Here is a 21,288-nt window from a genome sequence, read left to right as displayed (position 1 = left end):
TTGGAATGACGGATAATAAAGCAACAGGAAATACAAAAAATACAAAGACAGTACTCTGGACAACGTGCTGTTTCTGGCTCGTCGGAATGACGTCGAGCGTTGGTTCGTTGATTCGTTGATTCATTGATAACAACACCAATATCGGATAAACTTTAAAACTTCGGATTGAAAAATAAAATAAGCGAAATAAGCGAAATAAGCGAAATAAGCGAAATAAGCGAAAGGAGATTGCATTCTATGGTCGTATCGAAAAAGGAAAAACAAGAAGAAAAAAATTGGAAGCTCGAAAAACGCAAAGGTTTCACGTTGATTGAAATCATGGTGGTGGTGGTTATCATGGGGCTGTTGGCGGCGGTCGTCACCCCTAACGTCTTGGCCCGCATGGAAGAGGCCCGGCGCACAACCACGAAAACCCAGATCGAAAGCATCGTCTCGTCTCTGGAGATGTACCGTCTGCATAATGGCGTTTATCCGACAACCCAGCAGGGCCTCGACTCCTTGATCAGGAAGCCCACCATCGCCCCCGTCCCCAAAAGATATCCACCCGAACCCTATATGAAGAGTATTCCCGATGACCCCTGGGGGAATCCCTTCATTTATCGCTGTCCGGGCGAACGGGGCGCCTACGATGTCCTCTCGACGGCTCGCGACAGCGAGGAGGGCGGGGAAGGCTGGGATGCGGATATCACCAACCACGACCCGGCATAGAGGTCTGTATAAAAGCCTGTCCGTTCGGTCAGGCTTTACTTTGATTGAGGTCATGCTCGTGGTGGGGATCATAGCGATGATGGCCGCTATGGCGCTCCCTAAACGTTTTTTTTTCTATGACCCTCCTCTTCGTGTCCTGCAACAAACCATCATGGAGATCACTGACTTAGTCCTGGACGGGCACAGAGTGAGGCTGCGGATGGAGGTTGCCGAAAGGACGGACAGAGGGCATATTCTTGTGGAGACCCTCTCCCGAGTAGAAGACCAGTTCGATCCCACCAAATACACTCTGGAGTGGAAACCGCTGGAGATCCGTCACCCTCTGGAGGGGGACGAATGGCGTCTGGAGCCAGAGATCGTTTACTTTTACTCCGATGGTACCTGCACCCCAGCGCGTATTCTGTGGGCGGACAAGGATACGCGCATCACGGAGGGCGACGCGGCCCTCCTAACCGTAACAGGATTTTTGTTTGAGGCAAACGGTAGCTAGAGAGTCAATCTAGAGAGTAGATCAAGCACTAGGGAAAATAGGGTAACCAACTATGCTGAATATCGGGAGCGTAGACGCTCGTCTTGGGCTAACAATTCCCGCCGTTAAGCCTGTATAGATTTTTACTTCCAAGCTATCACTGCTATCACTTATACTGGACGAGGTTATAGATATCTTTACAGGTGGTCCGGTTGCTGTAAAATACAGATCAAGACAGTTATCCAGTGCCAAGGAGGTGGGCAAAATGAGGATTGTCACGAACAACACGATCATCCACACGGAGGGTTATACGCGCCACAAAGAACAAGGAGCCGTGATAAGACGGACCAACGTAAATTACGAACATGTGCGGGAACCGGTCACTGTGTCGCGTCCCAAAATCGAGGATTTCAACTCGTTGGTGGTCGTTCATGACAAGATGGAGTACTACAGTTAGGTTATTCGTGAGCCGCACCTCGCGCCAGGTCTTTCAAGTTTTGCAGCTCGCGAGGAGGCAAGGTTCTCGCCACGTAGGGGGCATAGATAGTGTTATTGTGTAACAGGGGTTCGTCCGCGATTTGGGGCGTCAACTCGAGGGATTTTTCGTAAAGAGGTGTTCCGGGAATGGGGGAAAACTCCGCCAGTTTGGGACGCCCTCCCAATTTTTTGACCGTCTCGATAGAGGCGCGAACATGCGTGAGGTCTTGTCCGGGTAGCCCCACGAGAATATAAGTTTCGATCACGTCACGCTCATACCCTGCCCGACTCAAAGACTCCACAGCGCGGGCGTATTCCGATGTCGTCGTTTTGCCGGAGCTAGCTTTACCGGTGTAGTCGTCTGTCCCCTCCAAGCTCAGGCGCAGGGTGCGAAACCCCGTATGAAAAAGCGTTCGGCAACATTCGTCGTCCAGCTGCGCCACATGGAGTCCATTGGGTGTGTGAAAGCGCAAGTTGGGGTAATGCTGGCGAAGGTGTCGGCAGAGGGGATAGAAATGATGTTCTTTGTTCAGCAGCAGGGCGTCGTCGTAAAACGCCATGTCCGTCACGGTCTGGAGGGACACCTGGGAAGCCAGATCGGCGAAAATGTCTTCAAGGCCGCGCTGTTTAAACCCTTGCCACAGTTTTCGCGCCGCGCAGTACTCGCACTCCATAGGACATCCCCAGGAGGTGATGAGAACGCCGTAGGAAGGCGCGTCATAAAGATCCAGTGCGGGAGAGGTTTTCTGTGGGCACCAGGACCAAGAAAAGGGTTCAGTTTGAATGAAGTCCGCGCCGCTTTGGACCGCGTGGGCGGGGCAGAGACGCGCGTAAGGGCCGCCTAGCACCACTAGCGCGTGGGGAAAGGCAGCCTTAGCTTTTTTCACGACCTCGAAAACGCCCTGATACCAGTAAGTCATTCCTGATGTAACAAAAATCGCGTCCGGTCTAGGGCAAGAGGCAAGGCGTTTTTCGAGAGCCGCGCTGTTCAGCCCAAAACGGTAGTAGTTGCGGGGAATTTTCGCGTCCGCGTAGGGTTCGGGCTTTTCGACGGGTGTCCGCTCCACTCTCCAGCGCCCGAAGTCCAGGGGCTTCGTCCGTCCCTCGTAAAGACAATCGATGAGATCCACTTGACAGCCCATCCGCCTCAGAGCATGAAGCAAGGTCAGCAGCCCCACAGGTTTCGACCAGAGGTCAAACCAGGCGAAGTCGTAAACGGGCGGATTAATTCCCAATATCCGAGCGCCTTGTAGGTCTCGAAGAAAGGGAGAGACGTCTCCTGTGAGATGCTCCGGTATTTTTTTAGGTTTTTCAGAGTCGCGTTTGTTCGTTTGCTCCAAAATTTCGATTCTCCCTTTTTTCAGTTTGCTTTTTCACAGTTCGTTTTCTCACGACAAGTATACCGAATTTTATGTCCTTTCCATCGTGTCACGGTGTCGTCATAGGATACAATAGATTGGCCGCGGCAAGGGGCGTTGTTTCTAGTTCGCGTTATTATTGTCATTGTTCGACGCGTCGCCTGCGGGTCATTTTGCGATCAATGGGGTTGGTAGCGTTTATGAAATTTCCAAATGGAGCCGGGAATTGGAAACGCGTTTTGTGGATGGCCGCGAAATACGGGTTGTCTTTGTTGTGCTTGATCTACGCTTTTCGAGGCGTCTCCTTTACGGACCTGTTGTCTGTGTTGAAGCGCTATCCGATTTCGCCGATGTTGGGTGTACTGGCCGTCTCCTTCATGGCCTACGCCGTCATGGGGTTGCGACTGTCGTACATGACCGTTCCCCCTTTGCCCTTTCGATCGACCTTCCGCGCGACCCTGGCAGGACTGGCCATCAACAACGTTCTGCCCGCCAAAGCCGGAGAGGTGGCGAAAGCCGTCTGGCTGGGGCGCGACAACGGAATCTCTCCTCAAAAAACTTTGGGTATCGTGTTCATGGAACGTTTTTTCGATGTGAACGTGCTGGCGCTTTTAAGCCTCTGGTTTCTCTGGAACATGGGCGAGCGGAAAGCCGTGGTGTTTTTTGTGGTGTGTCTGACGGTGGGTTGGGGGATTTTGACCCTCTTCCATCTGCGCCCGTCTTGGGCGGAGGGATTTGCGGGGCTTTTCGGCCGCGGAAGGATTCATCGTTTCGTTTCTCAAGCCCTGATGGGAGTCCTGGAAAACATGTCGCTGGGACGTCTTGCCTGGCTCTCCGTCACCTCTCTGGCGGTATGGTTTTTTTACAGCCTCCAGATGACCCTGGGTATCAACGCGGTGGCCAAGTTGGGGTTGCCCTGGAGTACCACCCTCTCCATCTTCGCCATTAGCGCATTGGGTATGTTGCTGCCCTCTTCTCCGGGAGCTTTTGGCGTCTATGAGATCGTCGCCCTGACGGCTCTAAAGCGCAGCGGAATCGGTCCTGACGAGGCCCTGGCCTTGGCTCTTTTCACTCATATGGCCCAGTTCGTCCCAGTAACGTTGGCAGGCGTGGCCGTTTGCGCGGCGTTCCCAGCGAAACGATCTTAATCCGCGGAAAAGATTGCGAGGTGAGCAAAATGAAGCGCAAAATCCGATTTGTAAACATTCAAGCTCAGGGGGGCGGAGTCCGTTTGGTTAAAAGTGGCTTCACTGCCCCCCCTGAAACCCCCTACGAAAACCCTTGCCAGGTGAGAATCGAGCAGAAAGGCTTTGAGCGCTTGCTTCGATTTTTTCTAACCCTAGGGATTTTCTTTCTGTTCGCCTCAGCGGCAACGGCGGCCATGCCTGACAAAGCCCAGCTTTCAGCCGACAGAATGCGCTTCGATTCCATGAGCGGCGATTTTCTGGCCATCGGCAATGTTCAGATTCAGGCTGGTGGCTTGATGGTTCGTGCGCAACGGGGTACGGGCAACGTGAAAAACAAGGAAATCCATTTTTCAGAGGGCATCGCGGCCTCTGGAGATTGGCAAGGTCAATGGATCGACCTCGTGGCGGGGTCTATTTCGCTTTTTTTCGCTCAAACGCCCACCTATATTGCGGAAAAAAGGGTCAAGGGCGACCTGGGAAAAATCTCGATCGACGCGGACAAATTCTATATGAAGGGACCGGACTTTTCAGCCCTTGCCGTTCGTCGCTTGGAGGATCACGAGGCGAACATCTCCTTTACAGCTGAGAGCCTACAGGGGACTCTCTGGAAAGGCGTTGTAACAACATTGACCGCCGGCGGCGGCGTTCATCTGAAGGGTCGCCCTAACACCGCCGGAGAGATGATGGATATCCACGGAGACAGCGCCGTCTACTCCGTAGAGCGCGGTAGCGCCGTCTTGAACGGAAACGTGAAGGCTGTCCAGAAGAGTCGTGTTCTCACCGCCCAGTCCCTCGTCTACTTTCTGGACGACAACAGGATCGAGGCGATAGGAGGCTTTCCCCCACAAGGTACCTCGGAAAATCCGTCTCCCGTGAGGATCACCATCGATTTGAACGAGGAAAGGCTCGGAAACGTCAATGAATAGGATGTGAACAGTACGATAGAAATATAATTAAATCTATGTTAATATAGTAACTATGAATAGATTGTTAAGCATAGGTGAAGCATCTGAAACATTAAGGGTTTCAATCACAATGCTACGGCAAGGATGTACTAGAGATTATCACCGTGTTTTCGTCGCAACCCTATGGTTCACCATATGGCAAGAAACCAAATACAAAACAAACGCCGCCGTTGGCGGCGTTGCGATTCTCATCCAAGGGCTGAAGCCGTTGGCTTTCTCATCGCTTTATGGTAAACAAAACGGTGGCTGAAGGGCGGGCGAGATGGCGGGCGAGATGGAAGAAATACAGACAATAAGAGAAATGAATCGAATAGCGGCGCTCAAGCTCACGGCGTCGGGCCTCCGCAAAAGTTACAAAAATCGACTTGTGGTGAGCGATGTGAACATCGATGTGGAGGAGGGCGAGATCGTAGGTCTTTTGGGTCCTAACGGTGCGGGGAAAACCACGTCTTTTTATATGATTGTGGGCTTGGTGCGGCCGGACGCCGGAAAAGTTGCCATCGGTGATCGGGACCTTACGGACATGTCCGTATACCGACGCGCCAGGGGCGGTATCGGCTATTTGCCCCAGGAGTCCTCGGTTTTTCGCAATCTGACAGTGCGGGAAAACCTAGAGCTGGCTTGCGAGGAAATAGGGGTAGACGACGTGGTGGATGATCTCCTAGCACAGTTCGGCGTCACCCACGTGGCTGAGACAAAAGGCTACGCGCTCTCAGGCGGAGAGCGCCGCAGAGTGGAGATTGCCCGCGCCATGCCTCTGCGTCCCCGTTTCATTCTCCTGGACGAACCCTTTAGCGGTATCGACCCTATCGCCGTGAGCGATATACAGGCCATGATTCAGGAACTGAAAGGGCAGGGCTTCGGTGTTCTACTCACTGACCACAACGTGCGAGAAACCCTCTCTATCACGGATCGAACCTATTTGATCCACGACGGACAGATCATCTTGAACGGCACCCCCAAAGAGATGATGGAAAACCCCCTTGCCCGAAAGTTCTATTTGGGTGCCCATTTTGAATGGTAAAGGCCGAGTTTCTCGCGCCGCGCCCACGGCGGTCAAATGTCGCTGGCGCAATCCATTATTTTCATGCGATAGGCCTCATCCCAGAAATAGTACTCGAAATGTGATGCGGTGATGAAGCGATCTTCCATGAGCAACCGTTCCTGCTCCGCGGCTTCGCCGGCTACAATATCCACTAGATCGATAAAACGATCCACCCCGTCGGAAAATTCCTTGTCGGAGTACATTTGTATCCATTTGTCGTAGGGGTTCGGAGACGCAGCAATATGGAGGATATGGTTGCCCACCTCGCGGTAAATCCAGAAACAGGGCAAGAGTACAGCAAGCGCTTCTCCCAACGACCCTAATGAAACCGTCGACAAAATGAGCGACGTATAACCCAAACAAGCCCTATTTTCCTTTGCGCTCCGTGTAACCCCGAACTCCGCGAAATAGTATTCGTGCAAGGCGCGTTCAGCCAGGAGCGCGCCTTGTGCCGCCGTTAAAAGCGCGCTAATCCTTCGCTCCTGAAGGGACCTACTGCCCGCGAAGGCCAGAGCGCGGGCGAAGTGGAGAAGGTAAAGGCTATCCTGCTGCATGTAAAAACAAAAACGATCCCTCGAAAGTGTTCCCTTGGCCAGCTCCATATTAAATGGATGCTCATAAATCCGCTTCATGATCGGTTGAATTTTTTCGAAAACCTTGGCGGAAAAAATATCATTCATGATATTGCCAATCCTTTCAGCGTACTAATCCTACTCATAACGAGTAGATACGTTTCGCATAGTATTTCTTCGACTATAAAGCCAAAGAAAAAGCTGAATCTCGCAAAACTCGTAGAAATATTTTGAAACATTCCGAAATATTCCACTTCCCCTCACAAGCGAGTTTCCGTCCCTGACAAACGTTCCAAACCTTCCCAACGTCCGCTTTTGGTTTCTCGGCCGAACTTCCGTCTCAACCACTCGATGGCTTCTTCCCTGCTATGAAGCTCTCCTGCCCCAACAGCGACGTCCAACTCCTCCAGAACTCGGCCGACTTCGCGGCTGGGCTGAATTTTCAGGATATCCATGACGTCGTTGCCGTCAAGCCACCGTCTGAAAGAGGCGTCTTGTGCCCGATAAAGGTTATCGTGAACTTGGGCAAAAAGCTCCCGAGCGACCAGGATATTGTCTCCCGTGCCCAGCGTGCCTCTAGCGTCGCAGAGCGCCAGGGTAAACAATTGTTCCGCGGTCTCCGCCCCTATTTTGCGGATCAATTTCACACAGGTGCGCTCCGTGAAATTCCCCCCTGGAATCATGTGATGCCGAACAAGAGCGGTAACCTGAGCCGTAATTTTTCCCGGAATGCTCCATTTGCTTAAAATATCCCAAACCATTAGCTCTCCCGTTTTCTCATGGCCGAAAAAGCAAGCGCGGTCGTATTTAGGATGAGGTCGCGCGGAACGCGGCTTACCAACGTCGTGCAATAAAGCAGCGAGAGCAAGTACGACGTCACGTTTTTCGGGATGTTTTCGGATCTCCTTTTGGGCTTCGCCCACCACGCGAATGGTGTGCGCCAACACGTCGCCCTCAGGGTGGAAAATGGCGGGTTGTTCTACCCCACGCATGGCTTCTACCTCTGGCAAGACCACCGGCAATAATTCGTAGTCCTCGAGGGACAACAAAAAATCCAGGGGGCGCGACGCGAAACCCTTCAAAAATTCTTTCCCATATCGCTCTTGGGGAACGTTTGCCAATACGCCTCGGTGTTCTCGGATGAAATTTTTCGTCAAAAGCTCCGTCATGGAGTCGACGCTAAAATCCAGTGCGCAGGCAAAGCGCAACAGCCGCACGACGCGAATGGGGTCGGCTTCGTAGGGCAACGTCAAAGCGGGCACAAGACGGAGAACACGGCGACGGATATCCGCGGCCCCATCGAAGGGATCAATCATTTTTCCATTGATGTCCATCGCGATGGCGTTGATCGTAAAATCACGGCGTTCCAGGTCCTTCTGAATGGAGCCCCCTGTCAAAAGGGTAATCTCGATGTTCCATTTGTGGGAAAAACCTTTCTCGTCGAGAATAGGCAAAACCGTACTCACGGTGCAAAAAGGAGGCTTTCCCGTCACAGCACCTCCGAGTTTATCGATGATCGTTTTCGCCTGGGACTCCTCGCAGACAACATCAATATCTGCCGGGCTCTTGTTCAGAAGGAAGTCGCGAACAACTCCTCCCACCAGCCAGGCTTTCGCGATCCCTCTGCGTCGCAACTCACGCAAAAGACGAACGTGACGTTCCATCCGAGAAATACAATTCCGAGGATTTTATCGGCTTGCTAATCTCCATATTACAACAACCGATCCTTTTAGCGTACTAATACCTACTTATAAGTAGTAGATACAGTTCGCATAGTATTTCCTTGACTATGCAGTCAAAGAAAAAGCTGAATCTCGCAAAGCTCGTAGAAATATTCCACGAGCGCCGTTGTAGTCCCGATCTACAACAATTTTCCCATCTTTAATAATTTTCGCGTTTCCAACATCCTTGATTACTCCGTTCCATGAACAGGTTTTAGAAGTGCAAACCTCGTTAGGGAGACAGCCGAAAGTCCGCTCCCCTACATTTCTTATTTTCTTCTTATTTTTTTCTTATTTTTCAATCGCGCCGAACAGCATCCGCAGTCCAGACACATGGTGCACCAAACGATAGCCCACCTTGCCGCTGTTCATGATGCGCTGCTGAACGGGGTAGTCTCGCAAAGAGGCGCTTTCGTGCCGTTTCATCCGAATAGAGGGACTATGCTTCAAGTCTTTGCGCAAAAGGTAACGCATATGTCCTCCATAGCGCTCTTTGAGCTGAAACGCGTAAAAGCCGCAGTTCATGACGTTGCGAAGACTGAAGACGTTTCGCGGCGAGACGGTGGTATAGAGGTAGTCATAATCCTCCCACAAGGAGTTCTCCAGGTAGAAGTAGGTCAGAAACTGGAGATTGTTACCTCGATAGTCCCGGTGAACGATACAGTAGTCGATAAAGGCCATCCGTTTCAACTGATGCGGCAAAAGATTCACATCCTCGTTCGGGTTTTCGTCACCGCGAGGCTGGAAAAGCATGGTCCGCATACAGATGATGCGCCCGCTTTTCTCTTGAACTCCTATCACCACGCCGCCTCCTTCGAGGATGTACAAAAAATCCCCGTCCGTACCAGGCACAAACAATTCAGGTTCTGCCTTCGATGCCATTGCGCGATGAAGAACTAGAGCTCTGTCTTTGTCCTTTGCTGTGAGGCGACGTAACACGCAGGGTGTTTTCGTAAAAAAATCCGACTTCTTCCGCTTTTTCAAACACAGGTGGTACTTCCCGAAATCTATCATAGCGTCCTCCCTTCCACCTTAGTGCAAGCGAACCTCACACAAACTACCTTTATGCGGCTCAACTATATTTCAAATCAACTATATTTCAAATCAAATCTTTTTCAAATCAAATCTTTTTCAAATGGGCCAAATAGGATTTTTCGAGTTGGGAGAGAACGGCAAAGACTTTATCGGTCAAACGTTTATTCCCGGCGCTGTAGTACATCATGGCGCTTCTCACGTCTTGGTTGGCCGTCGCGTGATAGCTGGAAAAAATCTCCGTTCCCACCAAGACGTTGTTTTCAGGAATGAGCATATCTTCTGCCTCTTCGATATGGGGATACTTCTTTTTAATCGTCTTCTGATGAACGCGCCAGCGCACCTGCATCAAACCGTAATCTCCCCCACGAGAAACGACATCGTGTCTCGCCGAGGATTCGTTGACCACCACCGCCGCGATGATGAAAGGATCCTGACCAAATTTCTCGCTGTTTTGTATAATGATCTCAGCGTAATCGTGAGCCTTGTTAGCGTCTAGTTTTTTGTTGTACTGCCGCAACAAGGCGGCAATACTTTTTTGTTTAGCCTCGTTGCGCTTGGCTTTGTTTTGTCGCGCATTGGCGGCCAAAGCCGACATAGAGGCTTGGGTAGGAGAGGTAAGCAGAAATTCAAGAGATTTATCTTTTCGATTGAAGTTCGGGAAATCGTATCGTTCCGGCTCCGCCCAAGCAATGCAAGGCGCCGCAACACATACACACAGAAAATAAACGAACGCTTTTATTGTAAAACGAACTGTAAAACAACGCATAATACACCACATTATAGACAACACCTCCAGGCAACGCCATTAAATATCCGCAAATATCCGCTGTTTTGTTAGTCATGCCTGAATAAAAAAGCCTTCTTCCCTACAGAGAAGTGGGACACGAAAAACCCCGGTCAAACCACTCAAAATCGTCACCGAGGTTCTCGACCCAACAGACATGGTCTACTTCATAGCCCCTTTCGTCATTGGTTTCAAATCGCGAATTGTGTACCTTATTGTACTTTAACTTCTTTATTGTACTTTAACTTCTTTACCCTTCCCGTATTTAATGACAGCTTGCTTCCATGTTCCGTCCTCGTTGGGGGAATAGTCGCCCACAACCCTTCGCAGTTCCACCAGGGCCGAGTACATGCCCTTGATCGCATTCAGGTAATCCGTGCGCACCCTCTGGTTTTCCGTTTGGGCGTTGATCAGATCAATCTGAGCCCCCATTCCTTCATTGTACATCAGCTCCGTGATGCGCAGTTCCTCGTCGGAGCGTCCTACCTGGCGCTGTTTGTCCTTTTCCAAAGCCTCGGCCAGCTCCCAGTTATTGAAGGCGACGGAAAGGTCCGTGTTTGTCGTGTGTTCCAAGGACCGCAGAGAAGCCTCCGCGGCCTGTACCGATTTGTCCGCGTTCAAAACGCCATACTTGGTGGCGTTGCCATCGATGATAGGAATGTTCAACGTCAAAGACGCGCCCAACTCCCTATCTTGGGGTGTAGAAGAATTCCAGGGATCCGACCAGGGCGTCCAGCGAATGAGCCCGGTCAGAGTGGGGGACATGCCCTTCGCCGTCAGTTGTTTGAGGACTTTGCTTCGTTCCAGGGCCAAACGGGAGGCTCGGACGTCGGGACGGAAAAGAAGCGCTTTTTCCAGGCTGACGGAAACGTCGAAAGTGGGAACGGAGAGCGGTTCTTCCAGGGGCGCCACCGCGACGCCTCCCGTCAAAGCCGTCATCGCGGCCAGAAGGTTGCGGTACTGAGCCTCCGCTTCCGTTACAAGACTCTCGGCCGCCACCACTTGGGCTTCTGAGCGGATCAAGTCCAGTCTGGGAACCAATTGTTGTTTGTATTTCTCCTCGGTCACTCGATGGTTTTCTTGGCGCTGACGTAGAACGTCTTTTTGAAGCGCGATGTTCTCCCGCGCCAAAACAGCGGACCAGTAATTCTGTTCGGCCGACGCCACCAGGTTGTTCACGTTGCTGTCGAAATTCGCCCTCTGGCCTTCGTAGGAGAGGATTTGCTGTCGCTCGTCCAGAGTGTACGCCCCGGAGATGTCGATACGATGACTCAAGGACAAGGAGGTATTGTAGACCATAGCGTTTCTATTGTGCTGGTCGCCGTTTACCTGGTCGGTGGTGTAGGAAGCCGATCCCGAAAGAGCGACATTGGGCCGCTGAGGCGCCACAGAAGCCAAGACCCCATAGTACGCGGCCTCCACGGCTCGGATGCCCGCTTGAAGAGCGTGGTTCCCCTCCCGCACCATTGTCAAGTATCTATCCAGAGCGACGATCTCCGCGGCGAAACTCTTTGGAGCAAACAAGAACACACAACACAATACAAACGCTACGCTAAAAGACAGAACTCGTTTCAAATCGTTCACCTCAATCAAGAAAGTAATCCCAGACTCCACTTAAATAACGAATACGTTAGTCATTATAGCGCGATTGGAGCAAAACAAATATAAAACAACATAAAGCCCCGTAAACACCACGCGGCGGTCGCGCTCAAGCGAGGTTATCGTTCCTCAAAGTTCGTACTTGTAGCGGACAAAACACAAAACATTATAACCGACCCTGAGCGGCAGTTTTTCCTTACAGTTTTTCCTTGCAGTTTTTCATTGCCGTTTTTCCTCGCAGTTTTTCCTCGATGGAGGTGAGATGAAGGTGAGATGGAGGTGAGATGGTCGGTTTGAGTTCCCTCACGCCCAGCGTTTTTTTGCTCCTGGCAACAAGTGCGAATACCTAAGCTCAGGGAGGAGCCACTGAGGACCATTCAACGGTCACACAGACTCCCCTCCCTGAACTTGAACTTTTACCCGGTATAGAGACTTTAAACGGTTACGGGACGTTTTTACCTCAAATAAGTTTTTCCTTGACCGTTACAACTTTGCGACCCTTGTAGTAACCGCAGGCCGGGCAGGCTTGATAACTGAGAATTGGATCGCCACAGTGCCCACAGACAGCGACACTGGGCGCGTTCAACGAACCCAACCATTGAGCTTTGCGCTGCGCTGTCCGAGCATGTGAAGTTTTTCTTTTAGGCGTTGCCATTTTTATCCCTCCTTACGTCTTGATTCTTGATTCTTGTTGATTCTTGTCTTATTAGTTTTTCCCCTCAATTTCTTTTATCGATTTTTTCATCGATCAGCGCGCCACGCAAAACCTCCAGTCGCGGATCAATTTCTTCTAGAGCGCAAGAACAAGCCCCTTCGTTTAGGTCGGCTCCACAATACGGACAAAGCCCCGCGCAATCCTCCTGACACAAAAGTTTTACTGGAAGCAACATCAGCAAGCTCTCCCATACCTGATCCGAAAGGTTCAAAGTTCGTCCCCAGTAGTCGATCTCCACAGGCATGAATCCGTCGTCGCTCTGAAGCTCGGTATCTTTGCCCAGCTCTAGGCCACGCGAATAATAAAGATACATCAAATCATCCGATATTGCAAGCACAGCGTCCGTCAGACAGCGGGCGCACTGTCCCTTTAGAGATGCCGCTAAAGACAGCCGGACGGACAATAAAGATTCCTCCAGCCATTGAACTGTCGCTTCTATGGAAAGGCCACCGGGAAAGAAAAAACGCTGTCCCTCAAAGGACACGCCCTCTCCGATGTCGATTTTCCACGCTTTTTCGATGACGGTCTCACTGTCGCGCCGAGGGGGAAGTTCGACAAAAAAATTCCATCCTGTGGGCATACCCGACGCCACCGTCAAACAACTCGCCTCCGTCTCAAATCCACCCTCAAATTAACCCTCAAATAATCAACCTCAAAGGTTCCGTTCCGTCCCTTATTCCCTGACGAGGCGTTTGGTGTCTCGGGCAATAACCAATTCCTCGTCGGTAGGAATGACCAGAACTTTGACTTTGGAGGTCTCCGTGCTAATGATCGCCTCTTGGGCATGGACTCCGTTTTTGGCGTTGTCCAGCTCGATGCCCAGAAATTCCAAGCCTTCGCAGGACATAGCCCGGACCGTGGAACTGTTTTCACCCACGCCAGCCGTGAAGACCAGGGCATCCAACCCGCCCATAGCTGCGGCGTAAGCGCCGATATATTTCTTGATGCCGTAGCTCAAAACCTGCAACGCGAGCTGGGAACGCGGTTCATTGCGCTCGGCGGCCGCCTCCACGTCGCGCAGATCGCTGCTGATCCCCGACAGGCCCAAGACACCGCTTTTTTTGTTGAGCAGGGAGTCCATTTCGGCGGAGGAGAGTTTTTCAGCTTCCGAGATGAACGTCACCAACGCCGGGTCGATGTCTCCGCAGCGCGTTCCCATAAGCACGCCCGACAAGGGGGTGAAACCCATAGACGTGTCCACGGATATGCCTCCTTTCACGGCGGTAATGGAGCTGCCGTTGCCCAGGTGGCAAGTGACGATTTTCAGTTTTTCAACAGGCTTGCCCAAAATCTCGGCCGCCCGGTGAGAGACGTAATAATGGCTGGTGCCGTGAAAACCGTAGCGGCGTACTCCGTATTTCTCGTAATAACCGTAGGGCACCCCGTAGATGAAAGCGGCCTTCGGCATCGTTTGGTGGAATGCCGTGTCGAAAACTCCCACCTGAGGGACTTTCGGCAAGGCGTCGCTGACGGCCTCGATGCCCATGATATTGGCGGGGTTATGAAGGGGTGCGAGGGGGACGCATTCCTTTAGCGCGGCCATGACCTTCGGTTCGAGCTTGACTGAGGTCGCGAACTTCTCACCGGCGTGGACCACGCGATGGCCCACCGCGCTCAGCTCGTCGAGGGAGGAAAGAGAACCGTGTTTTTTGTCCAGTAACGCGTCCACGACGAGCTTGATCCCCACTTTGTGATCGGGAATCTCCGTCTCGACGACGATGGGATCCATCCCGATCTTCGTGTGCTTAATTCTGGAGCCTTTGATGCCGATGCGCTCCACCAACCCCTTGGCTAGCACCTTTTCCCCTTCCATGTCGAAAAGCTGATACTTTAAGGACGAACTGCCACAGTTGATAACCAAGATCTTCATGCTGAAAAAACCACCCTTCGAGTGAACTTCAAATTGAGCGCGGCCTTTGAGTGCCCGACTCCTCTATTTTTAGTTTATACTTGACGATCATGAAGACAATAGACTTTCAAAATCCGGTCATCGGAATCGTTGCCGAATATGATCCTTTTCACAACGGACACACCCTGCATATTGCCCGCGCTCGAAAGAGTCTCGATAACGGACGCGGGAATGACGCGGCTGTAGTGATTGTGTTGTCGTCCAGTTTCACGCAACGGGGCCTTCCCGCCATGCTCGATAAATGGACACGCGCTCGAATGGTCCTCGCAAATGGAGCGGACCTGGTCCTGGAGTTGCCTTTTGTCTACGCCTGCAACGCGGGACCGGAGTTTGCCCGTGGCGCCATCGATACCTTAGCCGCAACAGGGTTCGTAACCCACCTTTCTTTCGGAATGGAAACGTTTTATCTGAAAACAACAACGCTTCTCGCCGATTTTTCTCCCGAAAATCCCGTTGCCGTCCTTGACACAATTATTGACATTCTAATCCAGGAGCCCCTCTCTTTCAAGTCGAATCTTAGGAAAGCCCTAGCGTCAGGGATGTCGTATCCGAAGGCCCTCGCCCAGGCTCTCGATCAAGAGCTGCCCGGTGGCGGAGCGTTTGCCTCGATGCCCAACAACGCATTGGCTCTTTCCTACCTCCTGTGCGTCCGCCGGGGAAACTATGGTTTGATCCCTCTCCCCGTGCGGCGAGAAGGTGCTGGTTATCACGACAGAGCCTCAGGCCCCTTGGCCAGCGCCACGGCGATCCGGTCGGCCGTCGCGGCTTGGGTTCCGAAGGAGTTAGGCCATACTCACGATTACGAAAAATCCTGGATAAAGGAGGCCATGCCGCCCGTCGCCTTAGAGCTTTTGAAGGAACAAGGAGGACGAGGGCGGCTTTGTCTGGGTACGGAGGAGCTGTGGATTTTACTGCGGGGGTTGTTGCTCCGCTTCTCACCGGAGGAGCTGCGAAAGTACGCGGGGATGGACGAAGGGCTAGAAAACCTTTTTCTGAAACACTATGCCAAGGCGAACTCCTACGATGATTTCGTTGGGCGTTGCGTGTGCGCCCGATACACCCGGAACCGCATCCGGCGTCAAACCATAAGGTGTTTAGTCGGCTTGGACCGTTGGACGGCTTGGAATCTATCGCGCCTGGGCCCTTCTTACGTTCGCGTACTCGGGTACAACGAAAGAGGGCGGAGCCTTTTGCGCGCGCGGGCCTCCAAAGAGTCCAAAAATGGAAACCGGACAATTCCGGTCGTCACTCGCTTGGCCGCGGCGCCGGGTGCGATGGCGGATCTGGAGTTTCGCGCCTCACGTTTGCGTGAGCTTCTTCTACCTTGCCCTGATTTGAGATACGAAGAAAGGCATATTCCTGAACATCCGTGATTTGTCTCCCGAAATTTTTCCACAAAACCTCGACCGGTTTGGATATTATAATCTGGATATTTGGATATTATAATCTGGATATAATGAAAAGATATAATGAAAAAGAGATATGGAGGTTTTTGCCATAAACATAAAGACGAAAAGATCGGAAAGCAGGACAACAGACAGGATAAAAAAGGAGGCAAAAAAAAATCGCGTACCGCGAAACTCGCTTATGGAAATACTGCTGATGGGACTAGTCATTTTAGGGGTCGGTCGGGTTGCGGAGGCCGTGCCTTTGCCCGACGTGTTAGATGAATGGCATAGCTCCCAGGCGCAGACTACGCATTTGACCACGTCAGAGGAACTGGGACGCTGGACAAACCGCGTTTATACCCGCACGACGCCTATCGCCGGTGTGGAGGTCAACCTAATGGAGGGATCTGGGCCAGGGACCCTTTACGTTCCAGAGGGAGAGGTCACCGGGAACGAGGGCCTACTGGGTTTCTCCTCGACCTACAAAACCTTGACCGTCGCGGGAAAACGCGCGGTGTTGGAGTGTGGCGACGTCACGGGACAGGCGCTGGCTGTCTCTCTAGATAAAGAAAGAACTTTGACGCTGGAGACAAAAAGTCTTTCCGAAAAAGAACTACTCGACTTTGCCGTAAAACTAATCGCGGCACTAGAGGTCAGCATATAGTATTGAGCTAAATATTAATTTCTACAGATAGACACTTAGCAAAGTATCTATTTATTTATCTATCTACCTCTATCTATATCTATATCTATATCTATATATATGCTATGGTGGACCAATAAAGACAAAATTTACGATAAAGCGATGAGAAAGCCAACGGCTGAAGCCATTAGATGAGAATCGCAACGCCGCTAATGGTAGCGTTTGTTTTGTATTTGATTTCTTGTCATATGTCTACTTTTATATTAAACTTTTTTTATGGCTTATCAACGCGAGATGCGGGGCGGAACACGACCGGGATATTAATGCAGTTGTAAATATTCTCAGAGTGGGGGCATCCACCTTTACATCCACCCTTAAAGGAGAAGACGTAAGACCAGTTTCAATCGGCTGTCTTTGTTAATCTTAGAATCCCATGACTTTAGTCATGGGAGTATGTCAAAAAAAATATTTTAAGAAAAACTTTCATTAAACATCATGCGTTCTTTACGATAAAGCGAAATAAAGCGAGATAAAGCGATGAAAAAGCCAACAGCCTCAGCCGTTGGATGAAAATTGCAACGCCACCAACGGTGACGTTTGTTTTGTATTTGGTTTCTTGCCATACGTCTACTTTTATGTTAAACTCCTTTTATGACTTATCAACACGAGATGCGGGGCAGAACACGACTGGGATATTAATGTGGCTGTAAATATTCTCAGAGTGAGGGCATCCACTCTTATAAGGAGAAGACGTAAGACCGGTTTCAGTCGGCTGTCTTTGTCGATCTTAGAATCCTACAACTTTAGTCGTGGGAGTATGTCAATATATAATAAGCGAGTGTCCATAACTTTAAGAGAAAAAATAATCGTTTAAGCCTCGTGTTATAAGCTGTTGAAGAGGAGGTGATTTATGCCGCGAAAGGGTATTCGAGCTGATAGTCGGGACTACAACGGCGTTTGTGGAGTATTTCCGCGAGCTTTGTGAGATTTAGTTTTTTCTTTGGCTTCATAGTCAAAGAAATACTATGTGAAACGTATCTACTCGTTATCAGTAGGTATTAGTACGCTGAAAGGATCGGTTTCGATGATGAGAAAAATGATTGCTATGGTTTTATTGGTGATGTTTGTGATGTGTTTGGGCGGAGTAGCTTTTGCAGCCGAGAAGAAACCGGTCGTGGGACTGGTCATGAAATCATTGGCGAACGAGTTCTTCAAAACAATGGAGGAAGGCGCTCGCAAATTCGCGCAAGAGGATGGCACATTCGAACTTATTCCCGTAGGCATGAACTCAGAAACGGATATCGACACGCAGATCAACGCCATGGAGAATTTCATATCCCAGAAGGTGGACATGATTATCCTGGCACCAGCCGACTCTGTGGGCCTCGTTCCGTCGGTGAAGAAGGCCGTGGATGCCGGTATCCTGGTCGTCAACTTCGATGTCACTCTGGACAAGCAGGCCCTTAAGGACAATGGCTTGCCTGAAAACTTCCTTTTTGTTGGCCCCGATAACGAAGAAGGTTCCTACTTGGTGGGCAACTTCCTTGGGGAAAAGTTGGGCAAGAGCGCGAAAGTCATCATCATTGAAGGCAATCCTGGTGCGGACAACGCGAAACAACGTAAGGCCGGTTTCATGAAGAGCGTTGCGGACTACGAATTCCAGATCCTGGAGTCCACGACGGCCCACTGGGAGACAGAAGAAGCGAACACGGTCATGACAAACCTCCTGACGCGGTTCCCCGATGTCCAGGGCGTCATGTGCGCCAATGACTCCATGGCTCTGGGCGTGGTCCGCGCGATAGAGGCCGCTGGCAAGACCGAGCAAGTTCAAGTCGTCGGTTTCGACAATATTGGCGCCTGTCAAGAACTGATCAAAGAGGGTAAAATGCTTGCCACGGTGGATCAGTTTGGGCCTGAGATGGCGGCCAACGCGATCAAGGTTGGGTTCCGTATTCTGGGCGGGGAAAAAATCTCCGATTGGTCAAAAACAGAAGTAAAAGTTGTCTCTGCCACAGACCTAAAATAAAACGCCGCCATAAAATATGCCCCCCAAACTCCGTTTTTACAGACTTGCATTTTTATAGACTTGCATTTTTACAGACTTGATAGATAGATATTGGAGTCGGGGGGCTCTTCCTGAGTTAACCTTCTTTTAAGCTCGAACAAGGTAGGCATAAACATGGAAACGGACATTCTCTCCATACGGAACGTATCGAAATATTTTCCCGGAGTGCGCGCCCTCTCGGACGTCATTTTGTCTATCCGAAAGGGGGAGGTTCACGTTCTGGTAGGAGAAAACGGGGCCGGCAAGTCGACGTTGATCAAAATCATCTGTGGTATTTATCCTCCAGACGGCGGCAAGATGCTCCTAGACGGCGAGCCCTATTTCCCATGTACCCCCCGAGAAGCGATGGATCGAGGCATTCGCGTGGTCTATCAGGAGTTCAACCTTCTTTCTTACCTATCGGTCGCCGAAAATATCTTCTTCGACCAGCTTCCGCGCAAGGGAATATGGGTTGACAGGAAAAAACTTTTTCGAGACGCGACAGAAACTATGCGACGGGTGGGGTTAGACGTGGACCCGTGGATGCCGGTGGAGCTTTTGGGCGTGGCCCAGATGCAGCTTGTGGAGATCGCTAAAGCCGTGTCCTCCAAGTGCCGGGTGCTGATCCTGGACGAACCCACGGCCACCCTATCGCCCGACGAAATCGCCCGTCTTTTCGAGATCATCAGGACCGAAAAACAACAAGGATTGACAGTCATTTATATCTCGCATCACCTCAAAGAGATCTACGAGATCGGTGACCGCATAACGGTCCTGCGCAACGGAGAACTCGTTGACACAAAGAAAACCGAGGAGATCGACATTCCCCAGATCGTCTCCATGATGGTGGGGCGACAGATGGACGCCGAATATCCCTTTATGGACTCCCCAAAACCCCTCGACGAACCGCTGCTGGAGGTAAAGGGCCTCCGTATCGCCAGCAGCCCCCATGAGATATCGTTCCATCTGAGAAAAGGCGAAATTCTAGGGATATCGGGACTCGTTGGTTCCCGGAGAACCGAAACGGTAAGGGCCATCTTCGGCGCGGACAAAAAACTCGGCGGATCGGTGTCCCTAGAGGGCAGGCTACTGAATATAGCGTCGCCGAAAGACGCGGTCAAGGAGGGGGTATGTCTTCTCACCGAAGACCGGAAATCTCAGGGACTCGTTCTGGATATGTCGGTCGAGGTCAATATGTCTCTGGCCGCCCTGGACAAATTTTCGCGCTTCGGGTCGCTCGGTTTGATCGACAGAAAAGCGGAACGCGGCGCTTCTGAGCGCATGGCGGGCGAGCTGGCGATTAAGACGCCGTCAATACTCCAACTGACGAGGAACCTGTCGGGAGGGAACCAGCAGAAGGTTGTTCTGGCAAAGTGGATTCTTCGTGACGCGAAGGTGTTGCTCTTCGACGAACCCACACGAGGCATAGACGTAGGAGCAAAATATGAAATATATCTGCTTCTTTGGCGGCTTCTCGCGGAGGGCAAGGGGATCATGATCGTTTCCTCGGATTTGAACGAACTCATTGGGATCTGTCACAGGATCGTCGTCTTCTCCAACGGCGCCGTGTCGGGTGAGGTTTTGCGCCGCGATTTCGAGCAGGAGAGGATCTTGAAATACGCGTATCGGGTATCCCATGAAGGAGGCACTGCGGAATGAACACCAAACGAATCGTTTATCTGATGCTCAACGAAGCCGGAATTGGGGTGGTTCTTGTTCTGCTCTGCGTTCTGTTCTCCTATTTTGTGCCGGCCTTCGCATCCATCAACAACATCTCGAATATCTTCACTCAGATAAGCATCAACACGGTGATAGCGGTGGGGATGACCTTCGTCATTCTGCTGGGAGGGATAGATTTATCCGTGGGCTCGGTGCTCGCTTTGTGCACGATACTCGCTGGCCTGGTCATCACGAACAAATCTCTCGACGCGGGAAGCGCCATCGTTCTGGCCGTTCTCGCGTCGATGGTGGCGGGTATGGTCTGTGGGCTCTTCAATGGGTGGGTCTGCGAGCGATGGAAAATACACTCCTTCGTCGTTACGCTGGGGATGCTCAATATGGCACGGGGTGCGGCGCTTCAAGTAAGCGGTTCTCGGACGATCTTCTCCTTTCCGAAGGCATTCAATTCTTTCGGAACCCTCTCTTATTTCGGAATCCCCGTCATCTTCATCATGGCTATACTCTTGGTCGCCGTGGGGCATTTTATTCTCAAAAAAACCGTCTTCGGGCGAATGATCTACGCGATTGGGAATAATGAAGAAGCAGTCCGGCTTTCCGGCCACAACACGAAAATATACAAAGTAGCCGCTTTTGTGATATGCGGGGCGACAGTGGGTATGGCGGCAATTTTATATATGCTGCGCCTCAATATCGCTTCTCCTATACTCGGCAACGGATTTGAACTATCCGCCATAGCCGCGGTAGTCATCGGGGGAACCAGCATGAGCGGCGGAAAGGGTAGCCTTATCGGAACACTCTTCGGGGCGGCCATCATCGGCGTCTTGAACAACGGCCTTCTGCTTCTGGGGATGAGTGATTTCGCGCGACAGATCGTGACGGGGGCGATCATTGTGGGAGCGGTGATCTTGGACACTTACAGGGCGAAGCTGTCAGTAATGTTGTCGTGATTGCCACAAACAAGCGTTGCATTGGTTCATCAATTTGGGGAG

Annotated in this window: 21 protein-coding genes; 11 read left to right on the top strand and 10 right to left on the bottom strand. The window is 51.3% G+C overall.

The features are described from left to right. Positions 1-237: 237 nt before the first annotated feature. From gspG to LBJ36_09650, 3 genes are all read left to right on the top strand, one after another. Complete coding sequence (gene gspG / locus LBJ36_09660; GenBank protein MDR1379298.1) at positions 238-708, top strand: type II secretion system major pseudopilin GspG; 471 nt, start codon at positions 238-240, stop codon at positions 706-708. Next, entirely contained in the window at positions 677-1,198 is a 522-nt protein-coding gene (locus LBJ36_09655; protein MDR1379297.1) for a prepilin-type N-terminal cleavage/methylation domain-containing protein, read from the top strand. Before gspG ends, LBJ36_09655 begins: the two co-directional genes overlap by 32 nt. Positions 1,199-1,442: 244 nt before the next feature. Continuing rightward, entirely contained in the window at positions 1,443-1,634 is a 192-nt protein-coding gene (locus tag LBJ36_09650) for a hypothetical protein (GenBank protein ID MDR1379296.1), read from the top strand. Position 1,635: 1 nt separating this feature from the next. On the opposite strand, the gene LBJ36_09645 is transcribed toward LBJ36_09650, so the two are convergent. Beyond that, entirely contained in the window at positions 1,636-2,994 is a 1,359-nt protein-coding gene (locus tag LBJ36_09645) for a radical SAM protein (GenBank protein ID MDR1379295.1), read from the bottom strand. 71 nt (positions 2,995-3,065) lie between these two features. Here LBJ36_09645 and LBJ36_09640 point away from each other — a divergent pair, with 71 nt between their 5' ends. The 3 genes from LBJ36_09640 (at position 3,066) to lptB (ending at position 6,188) form a co-directional block, all read left to right on the top strand. Beyond that, positions 3,066-4,160 (top strand): flippase-like domain-containing protein, encoded by a 1,095-nt coding sequence (locus tag LBJ36_09640; protein ID MDR1379294.1) that lies wholly within the window; start codon positions 3,066-3,068, stop codon positions 4,158-4,160. 29 nt (positions 4,161-4,189) lie between these two features. After that, on the top strand, positions 4,190-5,125 hold the full coding sequence (locus LBJ36_09635; GenBank protein ID MDR1379293.1) for a hypothetical protein: 936 nt from the start codon (positions 4,190-4,192) through the stop codon (positions 5,123-5,125). A 340-nt stretch (positions 5,126-5,465) separates the two neighbouring features. Next, a complete protein-coding gene (lptB, locus tag LBJ36_09630; GenBank protein ID MDR1379292.1) occupies positions 5,466-6,188 on the top strand; it encodes an LPS export ABC transporter ATP-binding protein in 723 nt (240 codons plus the stop codon). Positions 6,189-6,220: 32 nt separating this feature from the next. On the opposite strand, the gene tenA is transcribed toward lptB, so the two are convergent. From tenA to LBJ36_09590, 8 genes are all read right to left on the bottom strand, one after another. Next, positions 6,221-6,889 (bottom strand): thiaminase II, encoded by a 669-nt coding sequence (tenA, locus tag LBJ36_09625; protein ID MDR1379291.1) that lies wholly within the window; start codon positions 6,887-6,889, stop codon positions 6,221-6,223. 152 nt (positions 6,890-7,041) lie between these two features. Further along, the gene (locus tag LBJ36_09620) at positions 7,042-8,445 is read right to left on the bottom strand and encodes an HD domain-containing protein (protein ID MDR1379290.1); all 1,404 of its coding nucleotides are present in this window, start codon (positions 8,443-8,445) and stop codon (positions 7,042-7,044) included. A gap of 348 nt (positions 8,446-8,793) precedes the next feature. Then, positions 8,794-9,384 carry a hypothetical protein gene (locus LBJ36_09615; GenBank protein ID MDR1379289.1) on the bottom strand — a complete coding sequence of 197 codons (591 nt, stop codon included), beginning with the start codon at positions 9,382-9,384 and terminating at the stop codon, positions 8,794-8,796. A gap of 238 nt (positions 9,385-9,622) precedes the next feature. Continuing rightward, positions 9,623-10,315, bottom strand: a complete 693-nt coding sequence (locus LBJ36_09610; protein ID MDR1379288.1) for a transglycosylase SLT domain-containing protein — start codon at positions 10,313-10,315, stop codon at positions 9,623-9,625. 237 nt (positions 10,316-10,552) lie between these two features. Beyond that, positions 10,553-11,905, bottom strand: coding sequence for a TolC family protein (locus LBJ36_09605; GenBank protein ID MDR1379287.1), 1,353 nt, complete (start codon positions 11,903-11,905; stop codon positions 10,553-10,555). A 475-nt stretch (positions 11,906-12,380) separates the two neighbouring features. Continuing rightward, positions 12,381-12,575: a 50S ribosomal protein L32 gene (gene rpmF / locus LBJ36_09600; protein ID MDR1379286.1), complete on the bottom strand. Its 195-nt coding sequence runs from the start codon at positions 12,573-12,575 to the stop codon at positions 12,381-12,383. Between the two features lie 64 nt (positions 12,576-12,639). Further along, positions 12,640-13,227, bottom strand: coding sequence for a DUF177 domain-containing protein (locus LBJ36_09595; protein ID MDR1379285.1), 588 nt, complete (start codon positions 13,225-13,227; stop codon positions 12,640-12,642). An 81-nt stretch (positions 13,228-13,308) separates the two neighbouring features. After that, positions 13,309-14,505: an acetate kinase gene (locus LBJ36_09590; protein ID MDR1379284.1), complete on the bottom strand. Its 1,197-nt coding sequence runs from the start codon at positions 14,503-14,505 to the stop codon at positions 13,309-13,311. 89 nt (positions 14,506-14,594) lie between these two features. On the opposite strand from LBJ36_09590, the gene LBJ36_09585 reads away from it, so the two are divergent. Further along, positions 14,595-15,917 carry a nucleotidyltransferase family protein gene (locus LBJ36_09585; GenBank protein ID MDR1379283.1) on the top strand — a complete coding sequence of 441 codons (1,323 nt, stop codon included), beginning with the start codon at positions 14,595-14,597 and terminating at the stop codon, positions 15,915-15,917. Positions 15,918-16,131: 214 nt separating this feature from the next. Next, on the top strand, positions 16,132-16,596 hold the full coding sequence (locus LBJ36_09580; GenBank protein ID MDR1379282.1) for a hypothetical protein: 465 nt from the start codon (positions 16,132-16,134) through the stop codon (positions 16,594-16,596). A 449-nt stretch (positions 16,597-17,045) separates the two neighbouring features. Here the strand turns inward: LBJ36_09580 and LBJ36_09575 are convergent, their stop codons facing one another. Beyond that, positions 17,046-17,198 (bottom strand): hypothetical protein, encoded by a 153-nt coding sequence (locus tag LBJ36_09575; protein MDR1379281.1) that lies wholly within the window; start codon positions 17,196-17,198, stop codon positions 17,046-17,048. Positions 17,199-17,659: 461 nt separating this feature from the next. Between LBJ36_09575 and LBJ36_09570 the strand changes: the two genes are divergently transcribed. From LBJ36_09570 to LBJ36_09560, 3 genes are all read left to right on the top strand, one after another. Continuing rightward, positions 17,660-18,601: a sugar ABC transporter substrate-binding protein gene (locus LBJ36_09570; protein ID MDR1379280.1), complete on the top strand. Its 942-nt coding sequence runs from the start codon at positions 17,660-17,662 to the stop codon at positions 18,599-18,601. Between the two features lie 153 nt (positions 18,602-18,754). Then, positions 18,755-20,278 (top strand): sugar ABC transporter ATP-binding protein, encoded by a 1,524-nt coding sequence (locus LBJ36_09565; protein ID MDR1379279.1) that lies wholly within the window; start codon positions 18,755-18,757, stop codon positions 20,276-20,278. Further along, positions 20,275-21,246 (top strand): ABC transporter permease, encoded by a 972-nt coding sequence (locus tag LBJ36_09560; protein ID MDR1379278.1) that lies wholly within the window; start codon positions 20,275-20,277, stop codon positions 21,244-21,246. Before LBJ36_09565 ends, LBJ36_09560 begins: the two co-directional genes overlap by 4 nt. Positions 21,247-21,288 lie beyond the last annotated feature (42 nt).

This window comes from Synergistaceae bacterium (genome assembly GCA_031267575.1).
Lineage (GTDB): Bacteria > Synergistota > Synergistia > Synergistales > Aminobacteriaceae > JAIRYN01.
The sequence above is the reverse complement of the archived record's forward strand: the minus strand, read 5'-3'. Positions and strand labels throughout refer to the sequence as shown.

Excerpts from the sequence above, each read along its gene's own strand:
- LBJ36_09560 (MDR1379278.1), top strand. The coding sequence starts at position 20,275 with ATGAACACCAAACGAATCGTTTATCTGATGCTCAACGAAGCCGGAATT.
- LBJ36_09635 (MDR1379293.1), top strand. The coding sequence starts at position 4,190 with ATGAAGCGCAAAATCCGATTTGTAAACATTCAAGCTCAGGGGGGCGGA.
- LBJ36_09570 (MDR1379280.1), top strand. The coding sequence starts at position 17,660 with ATGATGAGAAAAATGATTGCTATGGTTTTATTGGTGATGTTTGTGATG.
- rpmF (MDR1379286.1), bottom strand. The coding sequence starts at position 12,575 with ATGGCAACGCCTAAAAGAAAAACTTCACATGCTCGGACAGCGCAGCGC.
- LBJ36_09580 (MDR1379282.1), top strand. The coding sequence starts at position 16,132 with ATGGAAATACTGCTGATGGGACTAGTCATTTTAGGGGTCGGTCGGGTT.
- LBJ36_09655 (MDR1379297.1), top strand. The coding sequence starts at position 677 with ATGCGGATATCACCAACCACGACCCGGCATAGAGGTCTGTATAAAAGC.
- gspG (MDR1379298.1), top strand. The coding sequence starts at position 238 with ATGGTCGTATCGAAAAAGGAAAAACAAGAAGAAAAAAATTGGAAGCTC.
- LBJ36_09575 (MDR1379281.1), bottom strand. The coding sequence starts at position 17,198 with ATGGCAAGAAACCAAATACAAAACAAACGTCACCGTTGGTGGCGTTGC.
- LBJ36_09640 (MDR1379294.1), top strand. The coding sequence starts at position 3,066 with ATGTCCTTTCCATCGTGTCACGGTGTCGTCATAGGATACAATAGATTG.
- LBJ36_09620 (MDR1379290.1), bottom strand. The coding sequence starts at position 8,445 with ATGGAACGTCACGTTCGTCTTTTGCGTGAGTTGCGACGCAGAGGGATC.
- LBJ36_09590 (MDR1379284.1), bottom strand. The coding sequence starts at position 14,505 with ATGAAGATCTTGGTTATCAACTGTGGCAGTTCGTCCTTAAAGTATCAG.
- tenA (MDR1379291.1), bottom strand. The coding sequence starts at position 6,889 with ATGAATGATATTTTTTCCGCCAAGGTTTTCGAAAAAATTCAACCGATC.
- LBJ36_09650 (MDR1379296.1), top strand. The coding sequence starts at position 1,443 with ATGAGGATTGTCACGAACAACACGATCATCCACACGGAGGGTTATACG.
- LBJ36_09565 (MDR1379279.1), top strand. The coding sequence starts at position 18,755 with ATGGAAACGGACATTCTCTCCATACGGAACGTATCGAAATATTTTCCC.
- LBJ36_09610 (MDR1379288.1), bottom strand. The coding sequence starts at position 10,315 with ATGTGGTGTATTATGCGTTGTTTTACAGTTCGTTTTACAATAAAAGCG.
- LBJ36_09585 (MDR1379283.1), top strand. The coding sequence starts at position 14,595 with ATGAAGACAATAGACTTTCAAAATCCGGTCATCGGAATCGTTGCCGAA.
- lptB (MDR1379292.1), top strand. The coding sequence starts at position 5,466 with ATGAATCGAATAGCGGCGCTCAAGCTCACGGCGTCGGGCCTCCGCAAA.
- LBJ36_09615 (MDR1379289.1), bottom strand. The coding sequence starts at position 9,384 with ATGGCATCGAAGGCAGAACCTGAATTGTTTGTGCCTGGTACGGACGGG.